The following is a 13,999-nucleotide window of genomic DNA, read 5'->3' on the forward strand; positions in this document are numbered from 1 at the left end:
TATTTCTTATTATCTTAAGGTTGTCTATTTTTAGCACTTAATCTATAAAATTGAGAATGGCAAAAACAGACAATAGCAGTTTTGAACAAAAACTCTTTAAGGCAGCAGACAAATTGCGTAAGAATATAGATGCTGCGGAATATAAGCATGTAGTATTAGGCTTAATTTTCTTAAAATACATTTCGGAATCATTTACTGAACTCTATCACAAACTAGAAGCTGATGAATGGTCTGATCCAGAAGATAGAGACGAATACATTGCCGAAAACACCTTCTTTGTTCCTAAACTGGCGCGTTGGAGTCATATTCACGCACAAGCAAAATTACCTTCTATTGGACAAACCATAGATGAAGCAATGGAAGCTGTAGAAAAAGAAAACAAAGAACTTAAAAATGTATTGCCACAAGTATATGGAAAAGCCAATTTGGACAAAACCTCATTGGGTGAACTCATAGACTTAATTTCTAACACAGAATTACAAGCCGAAAACGAAAACTCAAAAGATCTTTTTGGTCGTGTTTACGAATATTTCCTGGGTGAATTTGCTAATGCAGAAGGAAAAAAAGGGGGACAATTCTACACACCAAAAGCTATTGTAAAACTAATGGTAGAAATGATAGAACCCTACAAGGGTAGAGTGTATGACCCAGCAAGTGGTTCTGGTGGAATGTTTGTAATGAGTGAAAAATTTGTAACCGAGCACAGCGGAAACATAAAAGACATTACGGTTTATGGACAAGAAAGTAACCAAACTACGTGGAAACTATCTAAAATGAACCTTGCCATACGTAACATAAACAGCAAGTTTGTTGCTTGGAATACAGAAGGTACGTTTCTTAAAAATGCTCACCCAGATTTAAAAGCCGACTTTATCCTTGCTAATCCACCATTTAACCAAAAAGATTGGGGTGTTGATATTTTACAAGAAGATGCACGTTGGAAATACGGAACACCACCAAATGGAAATGCCAATTATGGTTGGATGCAACATATGCTTTACCATTTATCACCAAGAGGCGTAATGGCTACCGTTTTGTCTAACGGTTCTTTAAGTTCTAATACCTCTGGTGAAGGTGATATACGTAAAAATTTGGTAGATGCCGATTTGGTGGAATGTATTGTGGCATTACCTAAACAATTGTTTTATAACACAGGGATTCCTGCGTGTATTTGGTTTTTGCGCAGAGGTCGTTCGGCAAGCTCAGACACCATCAATGAAGTTTTATTTATTGATGCTTCCGAAATGGGTTATATGAAATCTCGTGTGCATAGAGATTTTACAGAAGAAGACATTGCCAAAATACGAGATACGTATCTCAACTGGAGAAAGTCTCGTAATGCTGAACTTGATTCAGCATCTCATCCTTACAATGACATAAAAGGTTTCTGCAAATCTGCAACCCTAGAAGCCATACAAAAACACAGTTACGTACTCACACCTGGGCGTTATGTAGGCATACCAGACGAAGAAGATGATGGAATACCTTTTGAAGAAAAAATGGCTTCACTTACAGCTACACTAAAAGAACAAATGGACAAGGAGCAAGAGCTAAACAAAGAAATTGCTTCGCAACTGGCTAAAATTGGAATAAGTTTATGAGTAGTGTAGATGAAAATATTCCTGAGGATTGGGTGGAAACTACTTTGGGAGAAGTGGGTCTCGAAGTCTTAAATGGATTTGCATTTAAATCAAAGAATTTTTTAAATGAAGAATTTGAAAACGTTCTTCCTGTATTAAAAATAAAGAATGTAGCTAATGGAGATGCAAATCTTAATGATATAGTCTATCATAAATTTTCGGATTCTTTAGAAAAGTATAGAATAACAAAAGGAGATACTTTAATTGCTTTAACAGGAAATCATCCATTTGCAAAAACTCAGGTTGTTGGAGGCGTTTCAAAATACAGAATAAATAAAGATTCTTTATTAAATCAAAGAGTAGCTAAAATTTATTCAAAACCAAATTCAAATTTAGCTAATGAATTAATTTACTATTATTTTAAATGGAGAGTTACAAAGTTTTATATTGGTAATCAATCAAGTGGTAGTGCTAGTCAAGCTAATATTTCTAAAACAGATTTATTAAATATTCCAATCAACCTCCCACCACTCCCAGAACAAAAAGCCATAGCCAACATCTTAAAAGCTCTAGATGATAAAATAGAAAACCTACAAGCCCAAAACAAAACCTTAGAACAAACCGCAAAAACTATTTTTAAAGAATGGTTTGGCAAATATCAAAATCAAAATGAAGTTCCTCTGGATATGAGTTTGGGCTCTTTAGATGATTTCATTGGTGTACTTGAATCAGGAAAAAGACCAAAAGGTGGAGTTGGTCAATTTGTGGAAGGGATTCCAAGTGTTGGAGCAGAAAATGTAAAGAATCTTGGAGTTTATGATTACTCAAAAACCAAGTATGTTCCCGAAGAATTTTTCAACAAAATGAGTTCTGGTATAGTAAAAGACTATGACATACTTATATATAAAGATGGCGGTACACCAGGTACTTTTATTCCTCATTTTACAATCGTAGGTGAAGGTTTCCCTTTTTCAAAATTTTGTATAAATGAACACGTTTTTAGGATTCAACCAAAATTTAAATATCAAAGATTTTATTTATACAGTTGGCTTGATAGTTATTACTGCCGAAAACTTTTACAGAACATTGGAGGAAAAGCGGCAATACCAGGTATTAATTCATCTGACCTGCGTGAAATTGAAATATTGATTCCTTCGGAGGAATCTTTAAAACATTTTAATAAAGTAGTACAACCAATGTATAAGAAATTACTTATTAATTCCAGGAATATTAAAACTCTTCAAAAAACAAGAGATACCTTATTGCCTAAATTAATGAGTGGTGCCTTGAGGGTTTCGGAAGGTGGACAAATAAGGGGAAATGAATTTAAAAAGTAAAAAATAAAATGAGTATAGAAGTATCGGGTAAACAAATAGCGACTAATAAAATTACCATAAAAGATGTATTTGCAGAGGATATGTGGTTTAGTATCCCCGATTATCAAAGACCATATGTTTGGGGAGAAGACCAAATAAGTACCTTGTTAGATGATATTTCGTATGCAGCTATAAATACACCAGATAGTCAGTATTTCTTAGGCTCATTAGTATTGCATAGTCAGGATAAAGATTTGGAAGGTACGAAGTATCAGGAAAATTCAGTATTAGACGGTCAACAGCGATTAACAACATTGTATCTATTGCAAGCTGTGATTAGAGATAGAACAGAAAAAGAAACAAGAAAGAAAACCTGTGCAAAGGCAATCTTCCAAGAAGGAAATCCAGATGATGGTATTCCTGAGCGATTACGTATAGAATTTGCCATTCGAAAAGATGTAGAAGATTTTATCTCATCCTTCATTAAAGAAGATGGGGGTACACAAAAAGTAGAGTTGCTTCAGCAACTTATAAACACGTCAGATAATGTGTCCATTCGTAATATGGCAAAGGCCATTCTTATTATAAACAATTGGTTTAAAGATGAAGAGAATCTAAACATAGACATATTCTTTCCTTATTTACGGCAGTTTGTTATTTTGGTTTATGTAGCGAGCAACGAACTGGAAGATGCATTTAGATTGTTTACGGTATTAAATGATAGAGGTATAAAATTACGAAATAGCGATATTCTAAAAGCACAAAACTTAAAGGAAGCAAGCACCGAAAAAAAACAAAAAGAATATGCTATTTATTGGGAAGAACTCGAGGGTGAGTTAGACGAAGGCTTTGACCAGTTCTTATCGTATATCCGTACCATTTTGGTAAAAGAAAAGGCGCGACATAATTTGTTAAAAGAGTTTGAGGATAATATCTACAATCCTAAGAAATACAATCAAAGCACAAAAAGGTATGAAAACGCATTACCAATTTTAGCCAAAGGAGATGATACTTTTGATATTATAAAAGAATATAAAACACATTTTGATGCTGTTTTCAGTGGTAATAACTACCATTTAGATAACAGTTGGGCTTTTGATAATTTAATTAGCGTAATGCAAGATACAGCATTATCAGATATTTGGATACCACCATTATTAGCTTACCGTAAACATTTTGGCGAGTTTAAAATTTTAGAATTTTTAAAAATATTGGGTAACAAATTTTCTGGGGATTGGATATCACAAGAAACACCAACTACCAGAATTGAAGCTATGAACAATATTATCAAAGAAATAGAAAATATTTCCAATCTTTCGGAAGTATCACAGGAAGAAAAAATCAGTAAATTATTTAATGGAGATGGATTTAAATTCAATTCTTCTTATTTCTTGTCACAAATAGATACTAATACCATTTACGGAAGACGATTCGCTAGGTATATATTGAGAAAGATTGATTATCTATTGCAGGGACCTTTATACCAAGAAAAAAGAATAGACTTTCATCAAATTTCAGTAGAACATGTTCTGCCACAAAATCCCAAAGATGATAGCCAATGGATAAAGGATTTTACAACTGAAGAGATTGAGGAATGGAGGCACAAATTAGGAAACTTAGTACTGATAAGTAGACGTAAAAATGCAAGTCAAGGTCGATTAGATTTCCAACAAAAAAAAGAAAAGTACTTTAAATCCAGTATCGAGTCTTTTCCCAACTCCATAAGAATTATGCAAAATGTACAATGGACGATCACAGAATTAAAAGATAATCATAATGAGCTAATAGCCAAAATTAAAACATACTATAACCTGATATAGATGCTCAACGAAAACACCATAGAACTCTCATTAATAGACCAATTGGTTAGTCAAGGGTATACTTATTTTAATGGTACAGATATCTCTCCCATTGCTTCAACTCCACGGCGTGAAAATTTCAGTTCTGTATTGTTAGAAAATCATTTTAAAGATTCACTAAAAAAACTAAATCCTACACTTCCAGAATCAGCACGTTTAGAGGCTTACCAAAAGGTAATCAACCTTGGTACAGAAGACATCATGGAAAACAACGAGCGTTTCCATACATTGCTAACCAATGGTGTAACGGTAGAATATACCAAAGACGGCAGAACCAAAGGTATTAATGTAAAATTAATGGATGTTGAGCAACCTGAAAACAATAACTTTTGGATAGTTAATCAATTAGTAGTTAAAGAAAATAACAACGAAAAACGTTTTGATGTTGTCATCTATGTAAACGGTTTGCCTTTAGTATTTATAGAGCTTAAAAGTGCTACAAACGAAAAAGCAACATTACGAAGAGCTTACGACCAGATACAAAATTACAAAAAGGCAGTACCAAGCATTTTTTATTATAATGCCATTTGTGTTATTTCAGATGGTATCGATGCGGGTACATCAAGTGTATCAGCGCCATTTTCAAGATTCCTGTCTTGGCAAGTTCCTAAAGGAGAAAGAAGAAAAGATAACAAGAGAACCGAACTACAAATTCTAACGGAATATATGCTCAACAAAAAAACATTAGTTGAGCTAATACGCTTTTGTACTGTTTTTGAAAGAGAAGAAAAGAAAGATGAAAAAACTGGCTTGGTTTCTCAAATAACTATCAAAAAAGTAGCAGCTTATCATCAATATTATGCAGTTCAAAAAGCAGTTGAGCAAACCTTACGAGCGACTGGTGCATTGGATGCCTGCACTGAGCGCAGTCGAAGTGGAGATAGAAAAGTTGGAGTTGTTTGGCATACACAAGGTTCTGGTAAATCATTGTCAATGGTGTTTTATAGCGGACAAATTATTACACATCCGCAAATGGAAAATCCAACAATTGTAATGCTTACAGACCGTAATGATTTAGACGACCAACTATTTGGCACCTTTGGTAATTGTGTTGGATTGTTACGGCAAACGCCTGTACAAGCAAACAGTAGAGAGCATATCAAAGAACTATTAAAAGTCTCTGGTGGTGGTGTAATATTTACAACCATTCAAAAATTTGCACCAGCAGAAGGCAATGTTTACGAAACCTTATCAGACCGAACGAATATTGTTGTTGTAGCAGATGAAGCACACAGAAGTCAATACGGTTTTAAAGCACGTGAAGTAGAAACTGAAGAGGGTATGGAAACTAGGTATGGAAATGCCAAGTATTTAAGAGATGCCTTACCAAATGCTTCATACATAGGATTTACAGGAACACCTATTGAAAAAGAAGATAAATCCACGCCAGCAGTTTTTGGTGATTATATAGATGTATATGATATAAAACAAGCAGTAGATGATGGTGCTACAGTTCCTATCAGCTATGAATCTCGTTTGATAAAAATTAAACTAGACGAACAGAAAGCTAAAGAACTAGATGATGAGATCAACGCCATAGAAGGAGCAACAGAAGAGCAAATAGAAAAAGCCAAAAAGAAAACCGTTACTATTGATTCGGTTGTTGGTGATCCAGATCGTTTAAAAGATGTAGCAAAAGATATTGTTACTCATTTTGAAGCACGTCAAAACGTATTTGAAGGAAAAGCAATGATTGTAGGTATGACACGAAATATCTGTGTTCGTCTTTACAATGAAATTGTAGCCTTAAAACCAGAATGGCATCAGAACGATTTAGACAAAGGAACCATTAAAGTCATAATGACGAGTGCTACTGACGACCCAGAAATTTTTCAACCACATCATACAACCAAAAATCAAAGAAAGGATTTAGCATCAAGAATGAAAGACACCAATGATGAATTAAAATTGGTGATTGTTCGTGATATGTGGTTAACAGGTTTTGATGCACCAAGTATGCACACCTTGTACGTAGACAAAAAAATGCAAGGAGCAAATTTAATGCAAGCTATTGCAAGAGTAAATAGAGTATATAAAGATAAACCAGGAGGTTTAGTTGTTGATTATATTGGAATTGGTCAAGACTTACGTAAGGCAATGTCAACCTATTTACAAAGTGGAGGCGAAGGTTCACCTGTTGTGGATATAAAAGAAGCGATTGCAGGAATGAAAGAGAAGTTTGAAATTGTAGAACAAATGTTCAATGGTTTTGATTTCAAACAATTTTTTAAAGTAGATACAGCACAAAAATTGCAAGTATTATTAGGTGCTCAAAACTTTATTTTAGCAGACCAAAAATTAAAAGACCGCTTTTTAAAAGAAGTTACTTTGTTATCAAAGTTATTTGCAATGTCCATTCCAAGCCCAGAAGCAGAAGTTTTAAAAGAAGGGGTTGCATTTTTTCAAGCAGTTAAAGCACGACTTAATAAGTTTACAGGAAGTGGTGTAAAATCGGATTATGAAGTCGAAACTGCTATTAAACAAATTGTTGATGATGCACTCTCTAGTGATGGAGTTATAGATGTGTTTGAGGCAGCAGGTGTTAAAACGCCTTCGGTTAGTATTCTTTCAGATGAGTTTTTATTGGAAGTGAAAAACATGCAACAAAAAAATGTTGCTTTTGAATTGTTGAAAAAGCTATTGAGTGATGAAGTAAGCATAAGAAAAACAAAGAATCTTACACAAGGGAAGAAGTTTTCCGAAATGTTAGAATCTGTTGTAAAACGCTATCATAACAATCAATTAGATTCAGCTCAGGTTCTAGCTGAACTATCTGAGATCGCTAAGGAGATGCGATTAGAGGATAACAAAGCTGCAGATTTAGGTTTAACACAAGAGGAATATGCCTTTTATAGTGTTCTAAAAGAAAATAAATCTACTAATTTTTTAGATGATACGCGTATGAAAGAATTAATTCATACAATAGTAGATGTGGTAAGAAAAAATGCAACTGTCGATTGGAGTAAACGAGATGATGTAAGGGCAAAGTTAAGGTTGACAGTAAAGAAAATATTAATGAGATACGGTTATCCACCGGATTTAGCCAAAATGGAAGCTGATAGAGTGATCGCACAAAGTGAAAATTTGGCAGAATATTTTACGAAATAAATTATATAAATAAAAATAGATCGCTATGTAAAAAAACATCATGGTAATAACTTGACGTAAACGTGCTATTCAACCCCAAAGATTGAATAGAATTTTTATAAAAATCATCTAAAACTTATTTACAATGAAAAAGTTATTTACCACACTCTTATTAATCATTACTACTACTTTATTTTCCCAAAAATATACACTCGATGCAGATTTAATCGATCAGTTTACTGATGATGATAGGGTAGATATTATTGTTTCTGCATCTATTGATTCTGATGGATTTAATGTTATCGAAGTTTCCTGCGAATGCATTCCAGAAGAAAAATCTTTTAGGTTAAGGCCTTTATCTTTTCCTAATTTTAAAATTAAAATAATAGAAAAAATTAAAGAAATTGTTACTTCCATGAAAGATGGTTATGGTAGTGCGTTAACTGTGAAGAGTAGTCAAGATCAAAATATCATTGATAATCGAATTGCTCAGATTTTTGCGCGTATTGTCACATATTATAATACAGAAGAGGAGAGACCACAAGTGGCTACAATTTTTTTAAGGAATTCTAAAGTTCCTTTGTATCACAAACCTTCTAAATTTAGTTCAAATTTAGCTCCAATAGATAGTATTAACATTGATGCTGTGGAAATGTCATTTTATGGAGGATTTATAGAAAAGATTCAGGTAAAAGCAGATTTTGATGAAAAAAAAATAGCATTTAATAATTTGTACTCTATAGGTATCAGTTCTGATGCTAATATACGAGAATTAGGAAGGTATCGTTTATATTCTGATGGTTGGTATACTTTTAGAATTGCAAAAAAACAAAATAAAAATAAAGAAAAAAGAACTCTAGAATACGATTCAAGATCCAATAAAGATTCTATTGTTAAGAAAGACTTGATTATTAAATTAGATGAGGTAATTAGGTATGTAAAAAAAGTAGATATTAATGCAAATGATATAAGTCCGGTTCCACAAGTTGTTTATTTGGATGATAATCAAGATAAGAGTAAATTATATCGGGAGGAATCTTCTAAATTATTTGAAGCGGTAGCTTTTACTGATCTTATAGGTTTATTTGATGAAGAAAACCCCAACGGATTGGTTCAGATCGAAGTTAATAAAAGATTTAATCTAAATACCAAACGTAGTGGAACTAAAAACTGGTATAATTGGTTATTTCCAATTTCAAAAGCATTTGATGGTATAGGTTTTTTTCAAAATTTAGACGGGTTTTTCCAATATTCTAAAATTGAAGAAAATAATAAATTTTTAAGTTTAGAAACTGTAAATACTAAAGATGATAGTGGAATAATTACAGGAACAGAAAATATTTATACTCCAATATCATTAATGCAATATAGGAGTTATGCTTTTGGTGGTATTTTAAACATAAGCACTTTAGAAAATCAAAACGCAAAATTTAACATGTATATCAATGCAGGTTTGCTTTTTGGAAGAACAGGAATTTTGGATACCAATGCTGAGGAAACATTTGTAAACAATTTAGAAGTTCCAATTGAAGTTACAGGACATATTTTGCCAGAAAAAAGAGTGAGTTTTAGTTTTACAGATAGATTATCTTGGTTTGATAATTTAAATGAAGACATAAACATTAAGTCCGTGAAAAATGGCAGTGCTGTATCTTATAGTAGATGGTTAAATAGTTTTAATATAGATCTTAACGTAAATGTTTCATCGACTGGTAAGTTGTTCTTGCGATATAAATTAATTCACGAGTTGGATAATATTAGTAATAATTTTTCACAATTACAGTTTGGATATTCGTTCTACATATTAAAAAATAATGGTGTACGTAAAAAGCAGTAATAATTATATTGATTTTTCAATATTGCTCTAGTTTTGTTACTAGATCGTATTTCAATATAACTACTAATTTTGTTGTTGCAGAAACGATTAGAGGGAGATATTTAGTATAATAATTAGTTTGGTTTATCGTAACCAAACTAATTATTATCCCTTCACACACCAAGCCCAAACCATAAACAAAGGATGAATAATTAATAATCGTACCCAAGCAACCCATTCATGGACGCATAAACCATCAGGTACACAACTACCAATTCTGATAAAATAGACATGAGAAGGTATAAAGGCAATCAATAAAGCAATGATTAAATAAGCAGAAACTTTACGAGTATAGGCAAATAATAATCCAATACCTAATAAGACTTCTGCCACACCGCTACGGTAATTGATAATTTCTGGATATCCTAAATATTCAGGGATCAGCGGTAAGTAGAAGTCAGGATGCACGAAATGATTGATACCCGCAATGAAAAAGAAACCGGAGAGGAGATATAGAAAAAATTGTTTAAGCTGCATTAGTATACATATTTAACCATACTATTTTTTAGTTCTGTTATGTTTTACCAAGAAATTTTATATGACTAGACTTTTTTGGTAAGTCACCCTGAGCCTGTCGAAGGGTTGGCAATGAAAAAAAGAAAACACAAAATAAACTAGGACTAGTGTATGAAGTAAATTATACCCATTTAATCTTTTTCTGTTGATGCGTTTTTCTAAGAATCAAAAAGAAAGGAATCCACCAGATAAAATCATTTGTAATCAACGTATAGAAAAATTCGAAAGGCACTTCTCCAGTCGCATAGTTAAACAGAAATCCTAGTGGGCCAAAGATTTTACCCAAAAATCCAACCATAACAATAGGCCAATGGGTAGTAGGATCTTGTGCTGCCCACCAATACCCTAAACCATACACGCCAATCACCATACCCATGCCTTGCCAAATCATAGGATGGGTAGGGAGTTCCATACCTACCAATTCAAAAAAATGATTGGGAAACAATACCACCCAAGCTCCCCACAGTAGGTTGTATATCGCTGCAGCTCTTAGTACTATAGACATTTGTTTTATGCTCATATCGGATCTTTTATGCTTTCTAAAAACAAGGTATATAAAATGCGTTGCCCAACGCATTAATCAAATGATAATTTTTCTATAAAGTATTGAGTATTGAGTATTGAGGAGTGAGGAGTGAGGAGTGTGTTTGTATTGTAATGAAGCATGACTTTAATGGACATAATTTTAATAGAAAACCTCTTCATTCATCTTCTGATACAAAGGAGAAAAGTTAAAAGTCCCTCTTTTGAAGAGGGATTTAGGGAGATGTTTGTCAATTAATCTTATATAGCTTTCATTCTTTTTTGCATTGACCACCCTTCGACAAGCTCAGTGTGACAGCTCAGTACTCATCTTGAAGTTCTAGGGAAGAGTAATGCTATTCCAAAATATGATGGTTCATACTGTATCTGCTTAACGTTATGGTATTAACCATTCTTTAAGAAAAATTATCCGAAAACACTGAAAACCCACTTATACAAGTGGGTAGGGGGTACTTATGTAAGTGGGGTGTCTTAAATGAGATGTTAACGAGGGGTACTTACATAAGTGGGTGGTGGATTACTATAGCATTGTTGAGGGTACTTCTCATCCTCGGGTCTGGTACCTCAGAGCTAGGATGCACGTACTAAATAGCAAAGAAGTACTAACCTCAGAGCATCGTAGCACTTCCCTCAGACCTTCGCGTCATTTAGTTCTAAAATACCCCATAGGTACCTTTCAAGTAGGGGTAGGGTACTTACGAAGTACCCTATAAAGGTTTGGTTATCTTAATTTTTTAACAAATAAAGGGTGTTAAATTTTTAAAATAATAGCCATTACAACGGTAACAAAACCCATAGTTTGGATACTAAATAATAGTGCATCTATTTTTAATAAAAGTATCGTAAGATAAAATACATGCGGATGATTAAAAAACGAAAATAGTATTACACATAAACAAAAATGTATGTTTAGTAATCAAACACTTGTTGTTCTTTCTATTTTAGGCTTTCTAATGACTTTGATAGGCTTGGTGTTATCTAGTTACACATCCATAGAAAATGGAGGCTTTCTTTTGACGGTAGGATTATGGTTGATCGAAATTCCTGGGTTATTTCTACTATTACGTAACGGTACTTTTATAAAGACCCGATACTCTAGAATTGCACTAGGATTGGTAGCATTGATACTGGTAGGCATGATATTTAAAATCATGCATTGGTCATTCCAAAACCTATTTACAGTCATAGGATGTTTAGGAATCATCTTTTCTTATTTGATGCATTTTGTTCAGAAACCCATAAAAAAACGATTGGATTACTTAAAGCTTATTTGGGTAATCATTCGATTTGTCGGATTTATTTTTGTGATGCTTAGAGTACTAGGAGGGAGTTATCAGATTATAACAGCTCTTTGCATGATGTTAATTTTATGGGAGTATAAATTGTCAAATGTTAAAAGATGACGCTAGTTTTTTAATAATATTTTATAATCCTACTCTTTAACATTTGTTTAATACTATGGGAATAAACAGTATATTTGTAGGAAATTTTTTGTGCAAACAACGGCCCTACCAAAACAATCACGATGAAACTTAAATGGTCAGTCTATATAGTATTACTATATGCTGCAGTACTTCCTGCGCAGCAATTGAAGGTATTGACTGCTTCTATAGAACCTCTAGAGTTTAGTAAAGAAGGAGAAAAGGAATTCAATGATAATTGGAAAGCATATGAAGCTATTCGCGAGAAGATGCAAAATGGTATCGATTATGATGATCTTAGTATCCAGGATAAAGAAGCTTTAGATAAAGTTAGCGAAGTACACAGCGATTATTGGCAAGTTGGAACAGACGGTTGTAGTTGGTATTGTGGTGCTAGTGTAGCTCAAGTAGCTGCTTCTTCATATTTAAGTTCACAAGGTAATACTACCTATTCTCCAAAAAATGCTCATGATTTTGATTACAAAAGCGCTTGGGTCGAAGGAGTTTCGGGATATGGTATCGGTGAATATATTACCTATAGTTTTCCGCAAGAAAATCCAAGAATCACCACCATTAGTATTGTAAATGGGTATGTAAAAAGTGAAAAAGCTTGGAGAGCCAATAGTAGAGTAAAAAAAATAAGAATGTATTTAGATGATGAGCCTTACGCCATATTAATGATGGAAGACAAAAGAGCAGCGCATCATTTTACAGTCGCACCTATAGGCAACGGAGATAGACATAACTATGATGAGTTGTCTAAATTACCAGATTGGACCTTAAAGTTTGAAATTTTGGAAGTCTATCCAGGAGAAAAATATGAAGACACGATCATTTCTGAAATATATTTTGATGGAATTGATGTGCATTGTCTTACTACTGGCACTAAAATCACCATGGCTGATACCACTAAAAAAAATATAGAAGAATTAAGAATAGGAGATGAGATACGCTCTTATAATACTAGCACGAGTACATACGAATCATCGATTATAAAAGAATTAGCAAATCCAGTACACGATCAGCTTATAACCATAACTTTTGATGATAAGTCTCGTATTACGTGTACTGCCGATCATCCGTTATTAACTTTTGATGGATCTTGGGTGTCTTACCATCCTGCTAAAACCATGAGAGATTATAACTATGATACTGTAGACTTGCTAGAAGTTGGTACAATACTCTTGGGAGAAAATCAATCCAAAAGAATTACTTCTATTGCTAAAGATATAAATGAACAATTAACTTATACGATTGTGGAATTGGATAATGGTACTAATTTTATTGCTAATGGTATCATAGTGGGTACAGAACCCATTAGGGCAGTAACATATTGTAAGCATCATCACTTGCAAATTAAAGAATTGGACTAAAAACTTATGAGTACCTATTTACCTATCATATCATTATTACTATTATTCTACACCTTGTATGTTGGGTATACATTTTTTGTTTTTAAGTATCAGTCTATAAGAGTAGATGCGGTAGTGATCCTAAGTCAAGCAGATAAGATACTACAAGGAGATAAAAAGGCTGTTAAAGTAGGATTATCCTATCATATCGATGGCAAAAGCTACTCCGAGGTAATTACCACCACATCCACAGAAAATGTAAAAATAGGAAGCAGTGTACCTGTACAAGTGCTAAAAAACAATCCACAAAAAATTACTATTCAACCTGATGAGGTACGTTTACGGAGAGTATTTATCGCACTAGTTTTACTCGTTGCATCTATTATTACTTCCTATTTTATTTAGTTGTCGGGTTTCGAGACGGATACTGAGCCTGTCGGGCTTCGAGA

Annotated in this window: 10 protein-coding genes; 8 read left to right on the forward strand and 2 right to left on the reverse strand. The window is 33.3% G+C overall.

Annotation, left to right across the window (positions count from 1 at the left end; all coding sequences use genetic code 11):
* Positions 1-56: 56 nt before the first annotated feature.
* From Q1A73_RS02220 to Q1A73_RS02240, 5 genes are all read left to right on the forward strand, one after another.
* A complete protein-coding gene (locus tag Q1A73_RS02220; RefSeq protein WP_299601078.1) occupies positions 57-1,601 on the forward strand; it encodes a class I SAM-dependent DNA methyltransferase in 1,545 nt (514 codons plus the stop codon).
* Positions 1,598-2,917: a restriction endonuclease subunit S gene (locus Q1A73_RS02225; RefSeq protein ID WP_299601080.1), complete on the forward strand. Its 1,320-nt coding sequence runs from the start codon at positions 1,598-1,600 to the stop codon at positions 2,915-2,917. The genes Q1A73_RS02220 and Q1A73_RS02225 overlap by 4 nt, the downstream gene beginning before the upstream one ends.
* 8 nt (positions 2,918-2,925) lie before the next feature.
* A complete protein-coding gene (locus Q1A73_RS02230; protein ID WP_299601082.1) occupies positions 2,926-4,716 on the forward strand; it encodes a DUF262 domain-containing HNH endonuclease family protein in 1,791 nt (596 codons plus the stop codon).
* Positions 4,717-7,863 (forward strand): type I restriction endonuclease subunit R, encoded by a 3,147-nt coding sequence (locus tag Q1A73_RS02235; protein ID WP_299601085.1) that lies wholly within the window; start codon positions 4,717-4,719, stop codon positions 7,861-7,863.
* Positions 7,864-7,987: 124 nt separating this feature from the next.
* The gene (locus Q1A73_RS02240) at positions 7,988-9,679 is read left to right on the forward strand and encodes a hypothetical protein (protein WP_299601087.1); all 1,692 of its coding nucleotides are present in this window, start codon (positions 7,988-7,990) and stop codon (positions 9,677-9,679) included.
* 144 nt (positions 9,680-9,823) lie between these two features.
* Here the strand turns inward: Q1A73_RS02240 and Q1A73_RS02245 are convergent, their stop codons facing one another.
* Positions 9,824-10,195, reverse strand: coding sequence for a MauE/DoxX family redox-associated membrane protein (locus Q1A73_RS02245; protein ID WP_299601089.1), 372 nt, complete (start codon positions 10,193-10,195; stop codon positions 9,824-9,826).
* 160 nt (positions 10,196-10,355) lie between these two features.
* On the reverse strand, positions 10,356-10,754 hold the full coding sequence (locus Q1A73_RS02250) for an alkyl hydroperoxide reductase (RefSeq protein ID WP_299601091.1): 399 nt from the start codon (positions 10,752-10,754) through the stop codon (positions 10,356-10,358).
* A gap of 928 nt (positions 10,755-11,682) precedes the next feature.
* Between Q1A73_RS02250 and Q1A73_RS02255 the strand changes: the two genes are divergently transcribed.
* The 3 genes from Q1A73_RS02255 (at position 11,683) to Q1A73_RS02265 (ending at position 13,955) form a co-directional block, all read left to right on the forward strand.
* Positions 11,683-12,180, forward strand: coding sequence for a hypothetical protein (locus tag Q1A73_RS02255; RefSeq protein ID WP_299601092.1), 498 nt, complete (start codon positions 11,683-11,685; stop codon positions 12,178-12,180).
* Positions 12,181-12,302: 122 nt separating this feature from the next.
* Entirely contained in the window at positions 12,303-13,571 is a 1,269-nt protein-coding gene (locus Q1A73_RS02260; RefSeq protein WP_299601093.1) for a hypothetical protein, read from the forward strand.
* A gap of 6 nt (positions 13,572-13,577) precedes the next feature.
* Positions 13,578-13,955, forward strand: a complete 378-nt coding sequence (locus Q1A73_RS02265; protein ID WP_299601094.1) for a DUF3592 domain-containing protein — start codon at positions 13,578-13,580, stop codon at positions 13,953-13,955.
* Positions 13,956-13,999 lie beyond the last annotated feature (44 nt).

The organism is uncultured Aquimarina sp. (genome assembly GCF_947492115.1).
Taxonomy (GTDB): Bacteria; Bacteroidota; Bacteroidia; order Flavobacteriales; family Flavobacteriaceae; genus Aquimarina.

Excerpts from the sequence above, each read along its gene's own strand:
- Q1A73_RS02255 (WP_299601092.1), top strand. The coding sequence starts at position 11,683 with ATGTTTAGTAATCAAACACTTGTTGTTCTTTCTATTTTAGGCTTTCTA.
- Q1A73_RS02245 (WP_299601089.1), bottom strand. The coding sequence starts at position 10,195 with ATGCAGCTTAAACAATTTTTTCTATATCTCCTCTCCGGTTTCTTTTTC.
- Q1A73_RS02240 (WP_299601087.1), top strand. The coding sequence starts at position 7,988 with ATGAAAAAGTTATTTACCACACTCTTATTAATCATTACTACTACTTTA.
- Q1A73_RS02230 (WP_299601082.1), top strand. The coding sequence starts at position 2,926 with ATGAGTATAGAAGTATCGGGTAAACAAATAGCGACTAATAAAATTACC.
- Q1A73_RS02260 (WP_299601093.1), top strand. The coding sequence starts at position 12,303 with ATGAAACTTAAATGGTCAGTCTATATAGTATTACTATATGCTGCAGTA.
- Q1A73_RS02225 (WP_299601080.1), top strand. The coding sequence starts at position 1,598 with ATGAGTAGTGTAGATGAAAATATTCCTGAGGATTGGGTGGAAACTACT.
- Q1A73_RS02250 (WP_299601091.1), bottom strand. The coding sequence starts at position 10,754 with ATGAGCATAAAACAAATGTCTATAGTACTAAGAGCTGCAGCGATATAC.
- Q1A73_RS02265 (WP_299601094.1), top strand. The coding sequence starts at position 13,578 with ATGAGTACCTATTTACCTATCATATCATTATTACTATTATTCTACACC.
- Q1A73_RS02220 (WP_299601078.1), top strand. The coding sequence starts at position 57 with ATGGCAAAAACAGACAATAGCAGTTTTGAACAAAAACTCTTTAAGGCA.
- Q1A73_RS02235 (WP_299601085.1), top strand. The coding sequence starts at position 4,717 with ATGCTCAACGAAAACACCATAGAACTCTCATTAATAGACCAATTGGTT.